This is a genomic window from Microbacterium sp. 22296 (assembly GCF_052045385.1).
Taxonomy (GTDB): domain Bacteria; phylum Actinomycetota; class Actinomycetes; order Actinomycetales; family Microbacteriaceae; genus Microbacterium.
On the sequence record NZ_JBQEOS010000014.1, the window covers coordinates 1 to 12866 of the forward strand.

The window sequence follows — 12866 nt, forward strand, 5'->3', positions numbered from 1 at the left end:
GCAGTTCACTACCTTCACCGACCCTCGCACCCAGAACCACAGTGGGACCTCACGAAGAGATCAACCTCGGGAACCAGCTCGATGGCCAGAACCAAAACCTTACACCATCCGGTGCGGCTTCGGAGATGCTCACCACTTGAGAGGACGCGGGGCCCTTTCAGGCCGCTCCGCTCTCCCCTGTGGGGCGAACAAGGAATAAGTTACGCCGGAACCGCCAGTCCGTCGAATCCACGCCCTCCCCGGGCGTGTCGCGGTCGTCGGACCCGTGCGGACGCCGGAACGCGAACGGGCCCGACCGACGCAGGAGTCGAGCGAGCCCGTGTGACGACTGACCTCCCAAAGGACACTCCGTCAGGCGTTCGCCGCTTCCGCGGACTTCTCCACAGGCAACGGCCACAAGGCATCCAGGAGCTGACGCACCCACGCGATCAGATTCGCGTCGTCGGCGTCCTGCGGCAGGGGCACCACCATGGCATCCCCGCCCGCCACGAGCTTCGCCTTCGGGTACAGACGCTGCAGGCGTACGCGCATGGACTCGGCGAGATGAGCGGGGGCGATGCGGAGGTTCGATCCCATCGCCACGACGTCGGCGAGTCCCGCCTGAGCGGCACGGCGACGGAGGCGTGCCACCGCGATGAGGCCCTCGACCTCTGCGGGGGGTTCTCCGTATCGGTCTCGAAGTTCCTCGATCACGAGATCGATGGCATCGTCGTTCGCCACCGCGGAGGCCGCGGCCGACAGCTTCTGATAGGCCTCGAGACGCAGTCGCTCGCTGTCGATGTAGAACTCGGGCAAGCGGGCGTCGACCGGCAACTCCAACCGCAGCTCGCTGGGGCCTTCGACGTCGTCGCCGCGGAACGTCGACACGGCCTCGCCGATCATGCGCAGATACAGGTCGAAGCCGACACCGGCGATGTGCCCGGCCTGCTCGGCGCCGAGGAGGTTGCCGGCGCCGCGCAGCTCGAGGTCTTTCAACGCCACTTGCATGCCGCTGCCGAGGTCGTTGTTGACGGCGATCGTCTCGAGGCGGTCGGCCGCCGTTTCGGAAAGGGGCTTCATCTCGTCGTACAGGAAGTACGCGTACGCGCGGTCGCGCCCACGGCCCACGCGACCGCGCAACTGGTGCAGCTGCGACAGCCCGTACTTGTCCGCGCGGTCGATGATGATCGTGTTCGAGTTCGAGATGTCGAGGCCCGTCTCGATGATGGTCGTCGACACGAGCACGTCGGCCCGGCGCTCCCAGAAATCGTCGACGACCTGCTCGAGAGCGTGTTCGCCCATCTGGCCGTGCGCGACGGCGATGCGTGCCTCGGGGACCAGCTCGGCGAGGTGCGCGGCGACGCGCTGAATCGACGAGACGCGGTTGTGCACGTAGAACACCTGCCCCTCGCGCAGCAGCTCCCGTCGGATAGCCGCGGCGATCTGCTTGTCGTTGCGAGGTCCGACGTAGGAGAGGATCGGATGACGGTCCTCGGGCGGCGTCGCCAGGGTCGACATCTCGCGAATGCCGGTGACCGCCATCTCGAGCGTGCGCGGGATGGGAGTGGCGCTCATCGCGAGGATGTCGACATTCGTCTTGAGCTTCTTCAGGGCATCTTTGTGCTCGACGCCGAAACGTTGCTCCTCGTCGATGATCATCAGCCCGAGGTCTTTGAAGATCACCTTCTCGGTGAGGATGCGGTGGGTGCCGATGACCATGTCGACCGTGCCGTCGGTGAGTCCGGCCAGGGTCGCCTTCGCCTCCTTGTCCGACTGGAAGCGCGAGAGCGGACGCACCGTGACGGGGAAGCCGGCGTACCGTTCGGCGAACGTCTCGAGGTGCTGCTTGACCAAGAGCGTCGTCGGTACCAGCATGGCGACCTGCTTGCCCTCTTGGATGGCCTTGAACGCCGCGCGCACGGCGACCTCGGTCTTGCCGAATCCGACGTCTCCCGAAAGGAGTCGATCCATGGGGATCGGCTTCTCCATATCGGCCTTGATCTCGTCGATCGTCTGCAGTTGATCGAGGGTCTCGGCGAACGGGAAAGCCTCTTCGAGTTCCCGCTGCCAGGGTGTGTCGGGCCCGAAGGCGTACCCCTTCGACGCCATGCGCGCCGAGTACAGCTTCACCAGCTCCACAGCGATGTCGCGAACGGCCTTGCGCGCGCGGCCCTTGGCCGCCGCCCAGTCGCTTCCGCCCATCTTCGACAGGGTGGGCGCTTCTCCGCCGACGTACTTCGAGAGCAGGTCGAGCTGGTCGGTGGGCACGTAGAGCTTGTCGCCCGGGTACCCACGTTTCGCAGGGGCGTACTCGAGGACCAGGTACTCCTTGGTGGTCTTGACCGCATTGCGTCCGCCGCTGGAGACCTCACGCTGGGTGAGCTCGAGGAATCTGCCGATGCCATGAGTGGCGTGAACGACGACGTCACCGGACTTGAGCTGCATCGGGTCGACGACGTTGCGCCGGCGCGACGCGAGCTTGTTGACCCCGCGGTTGTCACCGCTGACCGATCGTCCGTAGAACTCGGTCTCGGTGATGACGGCGAACTTCGCCTCGGTGAGCTGGAACCCGCGCTCCAGCGGCGCACACACCACGTGCGCGACACCGGGCTCGGGTGTCGTGCGCACGTCGTCGACGCGGCGCGCCGCGATGCCGCGCTCGGCGAGCACGTCGCGGGCGCGGTCGACAAGTCCCGGTCCGGACGCCGTGACCACCACCGACCAGCCGTCGGCGAGAAGCTGACCGACGTGCGCGGTGGCTCCCTCGACGTTGCCCTGGAACGACGGCACGGCGTCGGCCTTGACGCGGTGCGCCGAATCGTCGCCGACGACGAGACCCTCGTCTTCGGCGTCTGCGGCGCCCGAGTCGAAGGCGCTGAGCTGCCACCAGACGCCGCCGCGACCCGCGGCCTTCTCATGCAGGTCGTCGAGCGTCACGAAATCACCGGAGTCGAGGTCGACGGGGGTGTCTGCCCCCGCGGTCGCCGCCGACCACGCGGCTTCGAGGAACTCGCGGTTCGTGTCGCCGAGCGTCGTCGCCCGCGCCAGAGAGCGCTCGGGGTCGACGAGCGCGACGGCACTGCCCCCGGGCAGGTAGTCGACGAGAGTGACGAGGTCGTCGACGAGCACGGGGATGAGCGACTCCATGCCCTCCGCGGGGATGCCCTCGGCCATCTTCTCGAGCAGTTGCCGAAGCCCGGGGTAGGCGTCGCGCAGCTCGGCTGCACGGGCGCGTACCGCGGTGCTGAGCAGCAGTTCCCGGCTGGGCACGAGAGTGACATCGGTGACCTCGCCCGGAAGCGACCGCTGATCGGCGACGGAGAACGCACGGATCTGGTCGACCTCGTCACCGAAGAACTCGACGCGGTACGGATGGTCGGCGACGGGCGGAAAGACATCGAGGATGCCGCCGCGCACGGCGAACTCGCCGCGGCGCGACACCATGTCGACGCGGTGGTACGCCAGCTCGACCAGCCGCGTGGTCACTGCCTCGAGCTCGTGCCCGCGACCACCGACGACGAGCTGCACCGGCTCGACGTCGCCGAGACCGGGGGCGAGGGGCTGCAGGGCGCTGCGGACGGATGCGGTGACCACCAACGGCACCTCGCCGTCCCACGCCGCGATCCGACGGAGCACGTCGAGACGACGACCGACCGTCTCGGGGCTCGGGCTGAGGCGCTCGTGCGGCAAAGTCTCCCACGCGGGGAAGTGGAGGACACGGGCGCCCGGGAGGACGGCATCCAGGGCCGGACCCAACGACTCGGCGCGGCGTCCGGTCGGGGCGATCACCAGCACCGCGCCGGGCCCGCCCGCCGCGCGGCGACGCTCGATCAGCCCCGCGATCACGGGTGCGTCGAGGCCATCGACGAGGGAGAGAGACAGGTCGGCGGATGCCGCGGAAGCGGCCTCTCGGTACGACTCAGCCTGCTCGAGGGCGCGAACGATCCCGGGAACTGTCACTCTGATGAGTCTACGCGGGGGGCCGGACATCGGGTCGGGTGTGCCCACACCCTTGACCGACGACGTCTCGTAGAGTGACGGCATGAGCAGCCCCGGCGTCCCGAACGGCCCGGTCTTCGCCGCGCCGCACGTCGCACCGCCGGTCGGGACCCTCCTCGCTCCCCCGCCGCCTCGACGGCGCACTCGGACCCTGGGTATCTGGGCGCTGCTGTCGTCGATCGCCGCCACCGTCCTGGCCTCCGCCGTCGGGGGCTTCGCCGCGTTCCGCACCGCCCGGGGGGCGCGGCCGGGGCTGGAGACACTCAGCCCGTCGACCCTCGATTGGCGTGTGCTGTCGCCCGTGCGCGACATCGTCCTCGTCGGGGAGATCTCCTTCTGGGCCGGGACGGTCGCAGGGGTCACCGCCCTCGTACTCGGAATCGTCGCCACGGCGATCGGATCCGGTCGCGGGGCCGGCATCACGGCCATCGTCCTCTCGGTGCTGGGGCCTCTGGTCTTCGGCGGTCTCGTCGCGGTCGGCCTCGTCGCGGGATTCACGACGATACCGAGCGGACTCACCCCGGTCTGACCGGCGACGTCAGCGCGATACCGCGCCGGGAAGGGGCACGTCCACCCCTTCCGGCCCCCTCCGAGCGCCCGCCTACACTCACGGCAACGGGCGTCGTGCCCGACCTGCCGAGCGGGAGAACCCTGCCGGCCGACGACCAAGGGAGCAACTCGTGAGCACCACACCGCCGCCGCCGGAGCCGTACAACCCGCCCCCCACGCGCAGCGAGGCCCACGCCGCGCCGGGTGGCTACGCCGCCCCGAATGGCTACGCCGCATCGGCCCCGGCCCCCGGGCATCGCGCGCCGGTGTCGAAGAAGCTCGGCATCATCGCCTTCATCGCCTCTGTCCTCGCCGTCGTCGTGGGGGCGATCCTCGCCTATGTGGCGGGAGTGCAGACCGGCGGCCTCGGACAGTACGTCGACCCGTCGACCGGTCAGGTCGACGCGGAGTCCCTGCCCCCCGGGGCCGAGCAGTCGGCGATCGCGGTCGCGGCGCTGTCGGTCGCGGCTTTCGTCGTGTACGGCATCCTGGCGCTCTGGGGCTTCATCCAGGGCATCATCGCCGCCGTGAAGAACCGCGGCCGCGGGTGGGGAATCGCCGCGATCGTCATCGCCGTGCTCGGCGGCATCGTCGTCGTCACCGCCCTCGGAGTGGGTGCGGCGGTGGGCGTCGGCTCCATGATGTGACACCGGTCCACCAGGAAACCCCGGCCTTTCGAGGCCGGGGTTTCTCGTTGTCTCGCTACACAGATCGCGGACGGGCGTGGTCGGTCGACGCCGACGCACACGGCCGGATGGGAGCTCCACCCCGCCGGGACCGGTCTTCGACAGGCACAGGCACCTTCGCCGTCACGAGCGGGCCGAAGCTGTCACGCTCGACCGGCTCGGGGATCGCCGCGGGTGGAGCCTCAGACGCGGGGGGCGTGGAAACGCTGCTGAGCCGAGACCAAGCCCTCGTCGACGAGCACCTCCACGGCATCCGCGGCATCTGACACGAGGATCGGCAATGTCTGGCGCTCGGTGGCGCTGAACGGATCGAGCACCCAGTCGGCGGGATCCTGACGCCCCACGGGGCGACCGATACCCACCCGCACGCGCGGAAAATCGGCCGTGCCGAGCGCCTTGGCGATGTCGCGCACGCCGTTGTGGCCGCCGTGGCCGCCGCCGGTCTTCAGCTTGATCGTGTCGTAGGGGATGTCGAGCTCGTCATGCACGACGATCACGTGATCCGCCTCGACACCGTAGAAGCGGGCGAGCCCTGCCACCGGACCGCCCGAGACGTTCATGAAACAGTTCAGCTTGGCCAGCACGAGTTTCGACGCCCCGGGACGGAGCCAGGTCTCGACGACGCGCGCCTGGGCCTTGTGCGCGCGGAACGCCTCGCGTCGGCGGCCGGCGAGTTCGTCCATGACCATCTGCCCGATGTTGTGCCGGGTCGCCTCGTAGCGTGGGCCGGGGTTACCGAGACCGACGATGAGCCAGGTGTCTGCCATGGCATCCATCCTTCCGCAGGCGCGAACCGGGTCCGCGCGGGTCAACCGGGCGACGAGACCCGCACGAAGAGAACGAGGGGGCGCGAAAACGCGCCCCCTCGTGGTCGACGAGCCGAAGCCCGCCGGGGATTACTTGTCGTCGCCCTCGGCGGCCTCGGCCTCTTCGGACTGCTCCTCGGCGATCTCCGCGTCGGCCTCGGCGATCTCCTCGTCGGCGGCCAGCGTGTCGAGGGGGATCGAGACGCCCACGATGAGGGTCTCGGGGTCGGTCACGAGCGTGGCACCGGCGGGCAGCGTCAGGTCGGCGGCGGTGATCTGGGTGCCGTCCTCGGCGCCCTCGACCGAGACCTCGACGTTCTGCGGGATGTGGGTGGCCTCGACCTCGAGCGACACGGTCGTGTTCTCGAGGTTGGCGATGGTGCCGGGGAAGGGCTCGCCGATGACGGTGACGGGCACGTCGACCTGGACCTTCTCGCCCTTGCGCACGACGATGAGGTCGATGTGCTCGATGATCTGACGAACGGGGTCCTTCTGCACGTCCTTCACGAGGACCAGCTGACCCTTGCCCGCGATGTCGAGGTTCAGCAGCGCGTTGGCGCGACGGATGAGCAGCGCGACCTGGTGGCCGGGCAGCGCGACGTGCTGGGGCTCGGTGCCGTGGCCGTAGATGACGGCCGGGATCTTGCCCGCGGCACGGAGGCGACGGGCGAAGCCCTTGCCGAAGTTCTCGCGGAGCTCCGCGACGACCTTGTTGTCTTCCGACATGATGTTCTCCTCGCGGGCACGCGGCCCGCAGCTTGTGCGCGGACGGGGCCCGCACCTGTGTGGTCTGGATTCGACTCGAACGCGAGCGCGTGAGGAAAGCCGGGGAGCCTGCATCACTGCGTCGATCACGGATGCCACGGGCACCGGGCGGTGCGCGGCAATCCCTCGCCGAAGTTCCCCGGAAGTCTACCAGTGCCCCGACGCCGACACGACCCGCATCGGATCGTGCTGCCCCGGCACCTCGTCGTGCGGGTGAGGCGGGCGGAACCGGCTCCGCGTAAGCGACGGTAGGATCGAACGGCCACACCGACCCGGAGGATCATCATGGACAGCGGCTTCTTCTCTCACGTCGTGCTCTGGGTCATCGGCGGCATCGCCGCCATCGGCTTCGTCGGCTCGGTCGGCGCCCTCTTCTCGATGGGGCGCAACGCGGGCTACAAGAAGCACTGACCCGACCCTCTGCGCGGCCACGCTGCGAGTGCGGGGCCGCGCCACCGGTGATCGCGGCGGGTGCCGCAGTGGCATCCAGCGTCTCGGCGAGAGCGCACCGCTCGCGCCGCGTCGGCGCCGCCCGATCAGGACCCTCGGCGTCTTCGGACCCCTGACGCTCGTCAGGACGTCGGTGTCGTCAGACGCAGACCGCCGATGACGACCTCCACCGTCTCGCCGGCGCCGATCGGTGCCTGGGAGTGGGGAGCGCCCATCATGACGACGTCACCGGGGCCGAGGGCGGTCCACCCCGCGACGTAGGCGAGGCATTCGCGCGGCGTCATGGGCAGTCGGCCGGCCGAGGTCTCGGCACGCGCGACGCCGTCGGCGAGCAGCGCCATCGGCAGGTCGGCATCCATCGACAGGGCGGTGTCGATCCACGGCCCGAGCGGGGTGTAGCCCTCCCCCGACTTGGACTCGAAATTTCGCGGATCGACCTGCGCCCGGTCAGGGCTGGACAGATCGTTCACCGCGGTGATCCCGAGGACGTACTCGTGGGCGTTCTCCGCCGTCAACCCGGCAGTTCCGCGCCCGATCACGACGGCCACCTCGGCCTCGGCCACCGTCTGGCCGGCATCGCGGCGCAGTCGCACGCGGACACCGGAACCCGTGACGGTGCGAGGACTCTTCAGCCACGCCTGCACCGGAGACGCGTGTCCCGGCCCGTTCTGCGCGATCCCGACGACCACCGTCGGCGTGCACGGCGCGAGCAATTCACCGTCGACGGGCTCCGCGGCATCCTGAGGCTCCTCACCCGCCGCGAAGGCGGCGTACGGATCGGAGATGGGGATGAATCGGCCGTCATCGTCGACCCGCACGGTCGTCACACCCCGCGGTCCGGACACCCGGGCGATGCGCATCAGCCCACCTCGATGACGCGGATGCAGCCGGTGAAGGCGAGCACCCCGCTCACCGGATGGTCCGGACGGTGACGGTCGTGGCATCCACGCCCTCGCCGGCCTCTTCGCGCGACACCTTGATGGCGTCGTCGGTGCGCGTGAGGTCGCGACGCAGGGTCTCGGGCACGAGGAAGGTCGAGGCGGTCGTGATGAGAGCCAGGGTCGCCATGTAGATCGCCAGCAGCAACCAGTTCGCGTCGCTCACGGCGATGATGTACGCGCCGAGGACGCCCGCGAGCCCGCCGGCAAGCACGGCCGAGAGCTCGCGCGCCATCGCGACGCCGAGGTAGCGGTGGCGGTTGCCGAACAGCTCGGGGAGCATGGCGCACTGGGGGCCGAGCATCGAGTTCACCGCGACGCCGATGCCGATCGCGATGACGGTGATGGTGATGGGGTAGCTGCCGAGCGACATGAGCCACCAGGCCGGGAAGGTGAACACCAGCATGAACAGCGCACCCGCACGATAGACCGTGCGGCGGCCCATGCGATCGGACAGCGCCCCCGTCAGCGGCACGGAGAAGATCCCGATGAGCGAGCCGAGCGTGACACCCCACGTCAGCAGGCTGCGGTCGGCCTGACCACCGACGGTCGCGACGAAGAACGTGAGCGCGAGGGTGTTGAACATGTAGGAGCCGCCGTTCTCCGCCATGCGCAGACCGATGCCGACGATGACACCCGGCAGACCCCGGGTGAAGATGTCGCGGATGGGACGCTCGGCGATCTGCTCGCTCTTCTCGAGTTCGATGAAGGTCGGCGTCTCGCGCAGGCGCATGCGGATGAACAACGCAAGCAGGATGAGTGCGAACGACGCGAGGAACGGCACGCGCCATCCCCAGCTGAGCAATTGCTCTTCGGGCAGCAACGAGATCAGGCTGAAGACGACCGCGGCGAGCAGCGTGCCCGCCTGGATGCCGATGAAGGGCAGCGCCGAGAAGAAGCCGCGGCGTTTCACGGGGGCATACTCGGCCATGAGCACGGTGGCCCCGGCCTGCTCCGCGCCCGCACCGAAGCCCTGCAGCAGACGCATGAGAACCAGCAGGATGGGCGCCAGGATGCCGACGGCCTCGTAGGTGGGCAGCAGTCCGATGGCCGTCGACGCCCCGCCCATCAGCAGGATCGTGATGACGAGCACCCATTTGCGACCGAGCTTGTCGCCGAGGACGCCGAAGAAGAGCCCGCCGAAAGGCCGGGCGAGGAAGCCGACGCCGTAGGTCGCGAAGGCGGCGACCGTGGCGAGGGCGGGGTCGTCCTGCGAGAAGAACAGGACGTTGAAGATCAGCGCCGTCGAGAGGCCGTAGAGCGCGAAGTCGAAGTACTCCAGCGCGCTGCCGATGCTCGAGGCGAGCGTGGCGCGGCGCAGATTCGCGGCGTATTCGGGATCATCCGTCGGCTGCGGCGTCGGTGTGGATGCGGTGTTCACGGCCATCTCCTTCGATCGGCTGGGGTCTTGCGACGAGCCGACTGTACCAACGGAGTGGACACAGTTCAATATGTTGAACACACTTCGAGTGGCGACATGCGGGTGACGGCGACGTGGGGCGCGCTTCGTCGTCCGGGGCGGGGTCTTCGCGCCCCGAATGACGGGACCCGCCCCGAACCAGGAGGGGCAGCGACGAGCCCGGTCCGCGCGTGCAGCGGGGTCGAGACGCCCTGAGCGGATCGCCGCTGCAGCGGGTCAGGGACCGCGGAACGCGCCGAACGGGCCCGCACCGCGGCGGGTCAGCGACCGCGGGACGCGCTGAACGGGTTGGTCAGTGCTGCGGCGGCCTCGCGCAGCGCGGCGCCGATGCGCGCGATGCGCTCGGCCGTGGCATCCGCCGCAGGAAGACCGACACCCAGTGCCAGCTGCGGGTCGCCGGGCGCCCACCCCTCGAGGGGGACGGCGACGCCCACGATGCCGCGGAAAGACTCCTCCTCGTCGACCGACCAGCCGCGCGCGCGCGAGGCGGCGATCTTGGCGATCACCGCATCGACGTCGAGGGTGCTGTGGTCGGTGAGTTTCGGCAGCGGTCGGCCGCGCATGAGGAGAGCCCGCACGTCGTCGTCGGTGCGGGTCATCAGCAGCGCCCGGCCGGTGGCCGACAGCGCCGCAGGAAGGCGCGAGCCGAGGGGCGTGCCCATGCGGATCGACCGCGACCCCTCGTAGCGGGCGAGGTAGAGGGCGTCGGTGTCGTCGAGCACGGCCACCTGCACCAGCTCGCGGGCGAGTACCGGCGAGGTCTCGCACACGGCGTAGAACTCCCGCACCTGATTGAACTGCGCGGCGAAGGCGCCGCCGAGCTCCGCCGTGCGGATGCCGAGCCGGTACCCCAGCGGGACGCGGTCGATCATGCGCCCCGCCTCCAGCGACAGGCAGAGGTTGGCCGTCGAGGACTTCGCCAGCCCCAGTCCCGCGGCGAGCTCCGTGAGCGTCAGCGCGCGGCCCGCCTCGGCGAGCAGACCGAGGAGTCGGATGCTGCGCCCCACCGCCGGAGCCGGATCCCGGACGGCACCGCTCTCTTCGTCATCGCTCACCGCGACCTCCCCGTCGTGCGGACGTCGCCGCCGCGGCGCGTCAGTAGAACTCGACCGTATCGACAACGGCGCGCATCGGGTGACCGTCGAGCAGGCGCGTGGCGTTCTCGGCGAATCGACGGGCGATGCGCTCCTCCTCCTTGCTGCTCAACGCCGCGGTGTGCGGGCTCACGAGCACGCGCGGATGGCTCCAGAGCGGGGATTCCGCGGGCAGCGGCTCCACCTCGAAGACGTCGAGGGCTGCGAACGAGACGCGCCCGTCGTCGAGGGCGGAGAGCAGCGCCGTCTCGTCGATCACGGTGCCGCGCCCGACGCTGGCGAGGATGACGCCCGGCGTCACCGCAGCGAGAACGCGCTCGTCGATGAGGTGGTGGGTCTGGTCGGTGCCGGGGAGGGTGACCACGATGGCATCCACCTCTCCGACGGCACCGACCAGCTCGTCGAGCGGGACCAGGCGGTCGACCCCGTCGACGGGCGAGCCCGAGCGGGTGGTCCCCCACACCTGCGCACCCAGGGCATGGAAACGTCGAGCGCACTCCGCACCGATGCCGCCGAGACCCACGACGAGCACGGTCATCTCATCGACCTGGCGCATCTCCCAGCGGTCGGTCCAGGCGCGCTCGCCCTGCTGGCGCGCGAGGCGGGGCAGGTCTTTCGCACCCGCCATCACGCCGAAGACGGCGAACTCCGCCAGCGGTCCGCCGTGGACGCCCGCACTGGTGGTGAAGACGACGCGGTCGAGTGCCGCCCGGTCGAGCCCCGCGGCCCTGACCTGGCCGCCGCCGCCCGCGGCCGTGGTCATCACCCAGCGCAGGCGCGGATTCGCGGCGACGGTGCGGGCGAGGGCTGCAGGATCGACGTCGGGGATGCCGAAGAGCACGTCGGCCGAGTCGACCAGGGTGTCGAACTCGTCCTGCTCCTTCGCCGAGCGTTCGTGGGCGGGGTCGCCCGACCAGTCGGCGGGGCCGCGCATCGGGTGGGTCAGCCGCGCGTCACGCACGAGGTCCAGCCGCGGCTCCAGCCGCTCGATGAGACGGCAGTGCTCCTCTTTGAGGGGCACTGCCACCACGGCGCGTAGTCTCTCGTTGGTCGACATCGTCGTCTCTCCCTCCACCGCGTCGATCGACGACCGCCGCGGCTCGCGTGCACTCTCGTTCACCATACTGAACTCTGTTCAACCTATTGTCCAGCCGGTAGGATGCCGCCATGACGCAGCTCGACGAAGAGACGGCCACCCCCGCAGCCACCGACGTCCGCCTGGGCGTGTGGGGACTCGGGGCGATGGGCGAGCCGATGGCGCAACACCTCCTGACCGCACGCGGGGCACTCGCCGTGCACGCCCGCCGTGAACGTCCCGCCCTGACCGACGCCGGCGCGCACTGGGCCCCGACCGCCCGCGAGCTCGGGGCCGCGACCGACGCGGTGCTGGTCATGCTGCCCGATCTTCCTCAGCTCGAACAGCATCTCGAGGGTCCCGACGGCCTGCTCGCCGGTGTCGGCGATCGCGACTTCCTGCTGCTGATCGGTTCGACGTCGTCACCGGTCGGCGTGCGAGAGCTCGCGGATCGCCTGCCCGCCCGCATCCGCGTGGTGGACTGCCCCGTCTCCGGCGGCGAAGACGGTGCGAAGGCCGGGCGGTTGTCGATCATGCTCGGCGGCTCTCCCGCCGACACCGATCTGGCCGCGGCCCTGCTCGCCCCGTGCGGGACGCCGGTGCGCCTCGGCCCGCTCGGAGCCGGGGAGGTCGCGAAGGCGTGCAATCAGATGGTCGTGGCCGCCACCATCCTCGCGCTCGGGGAGGCGACCGAGCTCGCCGCCCGTTCCGACGTCGACCCCGCGGCGCTCTGGGCGCTTCTCGGGGGCGGGTACGCCGGGTCGAACCTGCTTGAGAGCCGCCGCGAGAAGCTCGTCGCCGGGGACGACTCCCCCAGCGGGGTCGCCGGCTACATGGTGAAAGACCTTCGCTTCGCCGCCGACGTCGCCGCCGCCACCGGCACCCGCCCGGCTCTCCTCCCGGCCCTGCGCGACGCGTTCGACGAGATCGTAGAACGCGGCCTCGGCGAGCGCGACATCGCCGTCACGCGCCGCTTCACGGTCGAGCGCAGCGACACGGACGAAGCGAACTGACGGCGGCCCACCCGCCGCGCGGCTCTCGAGGCGGCGCGGCGTCGGCGCGCGGCGCCCTGTCCGGGCCGTTCACCCGGCGTCGGGCGAACTCA

11 protein-coding genes are annotated in these 12866 nt (G+C 70.2%); 4 read left to right on the top strand and 7 right to left on the bottom strand.

Annotated features, from left to right (window positions below; translation table 11 throughout):
• Nucleotides 1-351: 351 nt before the first annotated feature.
• Entirely contained in the window at nt 352-3939 is a 3588-nt protein-coding gene (mfd, locus tag ACTJJP_RS16765; RefSeq protein ID WP_440776124.1) for a transcription-repair coupling factor, read from the bottom strand.
• A gap of 82 nt (nt 3940-4021) precedes the next feature.
• On the opposite strand from mfd, the gene ACTJJP_RS16770 reads away from it, so the two are divergent.
• Together ACTJJP_RS16770 and ACTJJP_RS16775 are read left to right on the top strand one after the other, a co-directional pair.
• Nucleotides 4022-4507, top strand: a complete 486-nt coding sequence (locus tag ACTJJP_RS16770) for a hypothetical protein (RefSeq protein ID WP_440776125.1) — start codon at nt 4022-4024, stop codon at nt 4505-4507.
• A 151-nt stretch (nt 4508-4658) separates the two neighbouring features.
• The gene (locus ACTJJP_RS16775) at nt 4659-5174 is read left to right on the top strand and encodes a hypothetical protein (RefSeq protein WP_440776126.1); all 516 of its coding nucleotides are present in this window, start codon (nt 4659-4661) and stop codon (nt 5172-5174) included.
• A gap of 221 nt (nt 5175-5395) precedes the next feature.
• Here the strand turns inward: ACTJJP_RS16775 and pth are convergent, their stop codons facing one another.
• Both pth and ACTJJP_RS16785 read right to left on the bottom strand, forming a co-directional pair.
• Nucleotides 5396-5980 (bottom strand): aminoacyl-tRNA hydrolase, encoded by a 585-nt coding sequence (gene pth, locus ACTJJP_RS16780; RefSeq protein ID WP_440776127.1) that lies wholly within the window; start codon nt 5978-5980, stop codon nt 5396-5398.
• 129 nt (nt 5981-6109) lie between these two features.
• Nucleotides 6110-6745 carry a 50S ribosomal protein L25/general stress protein Ctc gene (locus ACTJJP_RS16785; protein ID WP_440776128.1) on the bottom strand — a complete coding sequence of 212 codons (636 nt, stop codon included), beginning with the start codon at nt 6743-6745 and terminating at the stop codon, nt 6110-6112.
• A 324-nt stretch (nt 6746-7069) separates the two neighbouring features.
• On the opposite strand from ACTJJP_RS16785, the gene ACTJJP_RS16790 reads away from it, so the two are divergent.
• Nucleotides 7070-7195 carry a hypothetical protein gene (locus ACTJJP_RS16790; RefSeq protein WP_440776129.1) on the top strand — a complete coding sequence of 42 codons (126 nt, stop codon included), beginning with the start codon at nt 7070-7072 and terminating at the stop codon, nt 7193-7195.
• 161 nt (nt 7196-7356) lie between these two features.
• Here ACTJJP_RS16790 and ACTJJP_RS16795 read toward each other — a convergent pair whose 3' ends face one another.
• The 4 genes from ACTJJP_RS16795 to ACTJJP_RS16810 all read right to left on the bottom strand — a co-directional run bounded on the left by ACTJJP_RS16795 (nt 7357) and on the right by ACTJJP_RS16810 (nt 11743).
• Nucleotides 7357-8094, bottom strand: coding sequence for a fumarylacetoacetate hydrolase family protein (locus ACTJJP_RS16795; protein ID WP_440776130.1), 738 nt, complete (start codon nt 8092-8094; stop codon nt 7357-7359).
• Between the two features lie 49 nt (nt 8095-8143).
• Complete coding sequence (locus ACTJJP_RS16800) at nt 8144-9559, bottom strand: MFS transporter (RefSeq protein ID WP_440776131.1); 1416 nt, start codon at nt 9557-9559, stop codon at nt 8144-8146.
• Between the two features lie 293 nt (nt 9560-9852).
• Nucleotides 9853-10647: an IclR family transcriptional regulator gene (locus ACTJJP_RS16805; protein ID WP_440776132.1), complete on the bottom strand. Its 795-nt coding sequence runs from the start codon at nt 10645-10647 to the stop codon at nt 9853-9855.
• Between the two features lie 40 nt (nt 10648-10687).
• The gene (locus tag ACTJJP_RS16810) at nt 10688-11743 is read right to left on the bottom strand and encodes a D-2-hydroxyacid dehydrogenase (protein ID WP_440776168.1); all 1056 of its coding nucleotides are present in this window, start codon (nt 11741-11743) and stop codon (nt 10688-10690) included.
• Between the two features lie 110 nt (nt 11744-11853).
• Between ACTJJP_RS16810 and ACTJJP_RS16815 the strand changes: the two genes are divergently transcribed.
• Nucleotides 11854-12774 (top strand): NAD(P)-dependent oxidoreductase, encoded by a 921-nt coding sequence (locus ACTJJP_RS16815; protein ID WP_440776133.1) that lies wholly within the window; start codon nt 11854-11856, stop codon nt 12772-12774.
• The last annotated feature ends 92 nt before the right edge of the window (nt 12775-12866 follow it).

Bases quoted from the DNA above. Each gene is read 5' to 3' on its own strand.
- pth (WP_440776127.1), bottom strand. From the start codon at position 5,980: ATGGCAGACACCTGGCTCATCGTCGGTCTCGGTAACCCCGGCCCACGC.
- ACTJJP_RS16810 (WP_440776168.1), bottom strand. From the start codon at position 11,743: ATGTCGACCAACGAGAGACTACGCGCCGTGGTGGCAGTGCCCCTCAAA.
- ACTJJP_RS16815 (WP_440776133.1), top strand. From the start codon at position 11,854: ATGACGCAGCTCGACGAAGAGACGGCCACCCCCGCAGCCACCGACGTC.
- ACTJJP_RS16770 (WP_440776125.1), top strand. From the start codon at position 4,022: ATGAGCAGCCCCGGCGTCCCGAACGGCCCGGTCTTCGCCGCGCCGCAC.
- ACTJJP_RS16800 (WP_440776131.1), bottom strand. From the start codon at position 9,559: ATGGCCGTGAACACCGCATCCACACCGACGCCGCAGCCGACGGATGAT.
- ACTJJP_RS16795 (WP_440776130.1), bottom strand. From the start codon at position 8,094: ATGCGCATCGCCCGGGTGTCCGGACCGCGGGGTGTGACGACCGTGCGG.
- ACTJJP_RS16785 (WP_440776128.1), bottom strand. From the start codon at position 6,745: ATGTCGGAAGACAACAAGGTCGTCGCGGAGCTCCGCGAGAACTTCGGC.
- ACTJJP_RS16790 (WP_440776129.1), top strand. From the start codon at position 7,070: ATGGACAGCGGCTTCTTCTCTCACGTCGTGCTCTGGGTCATCGGCGGC.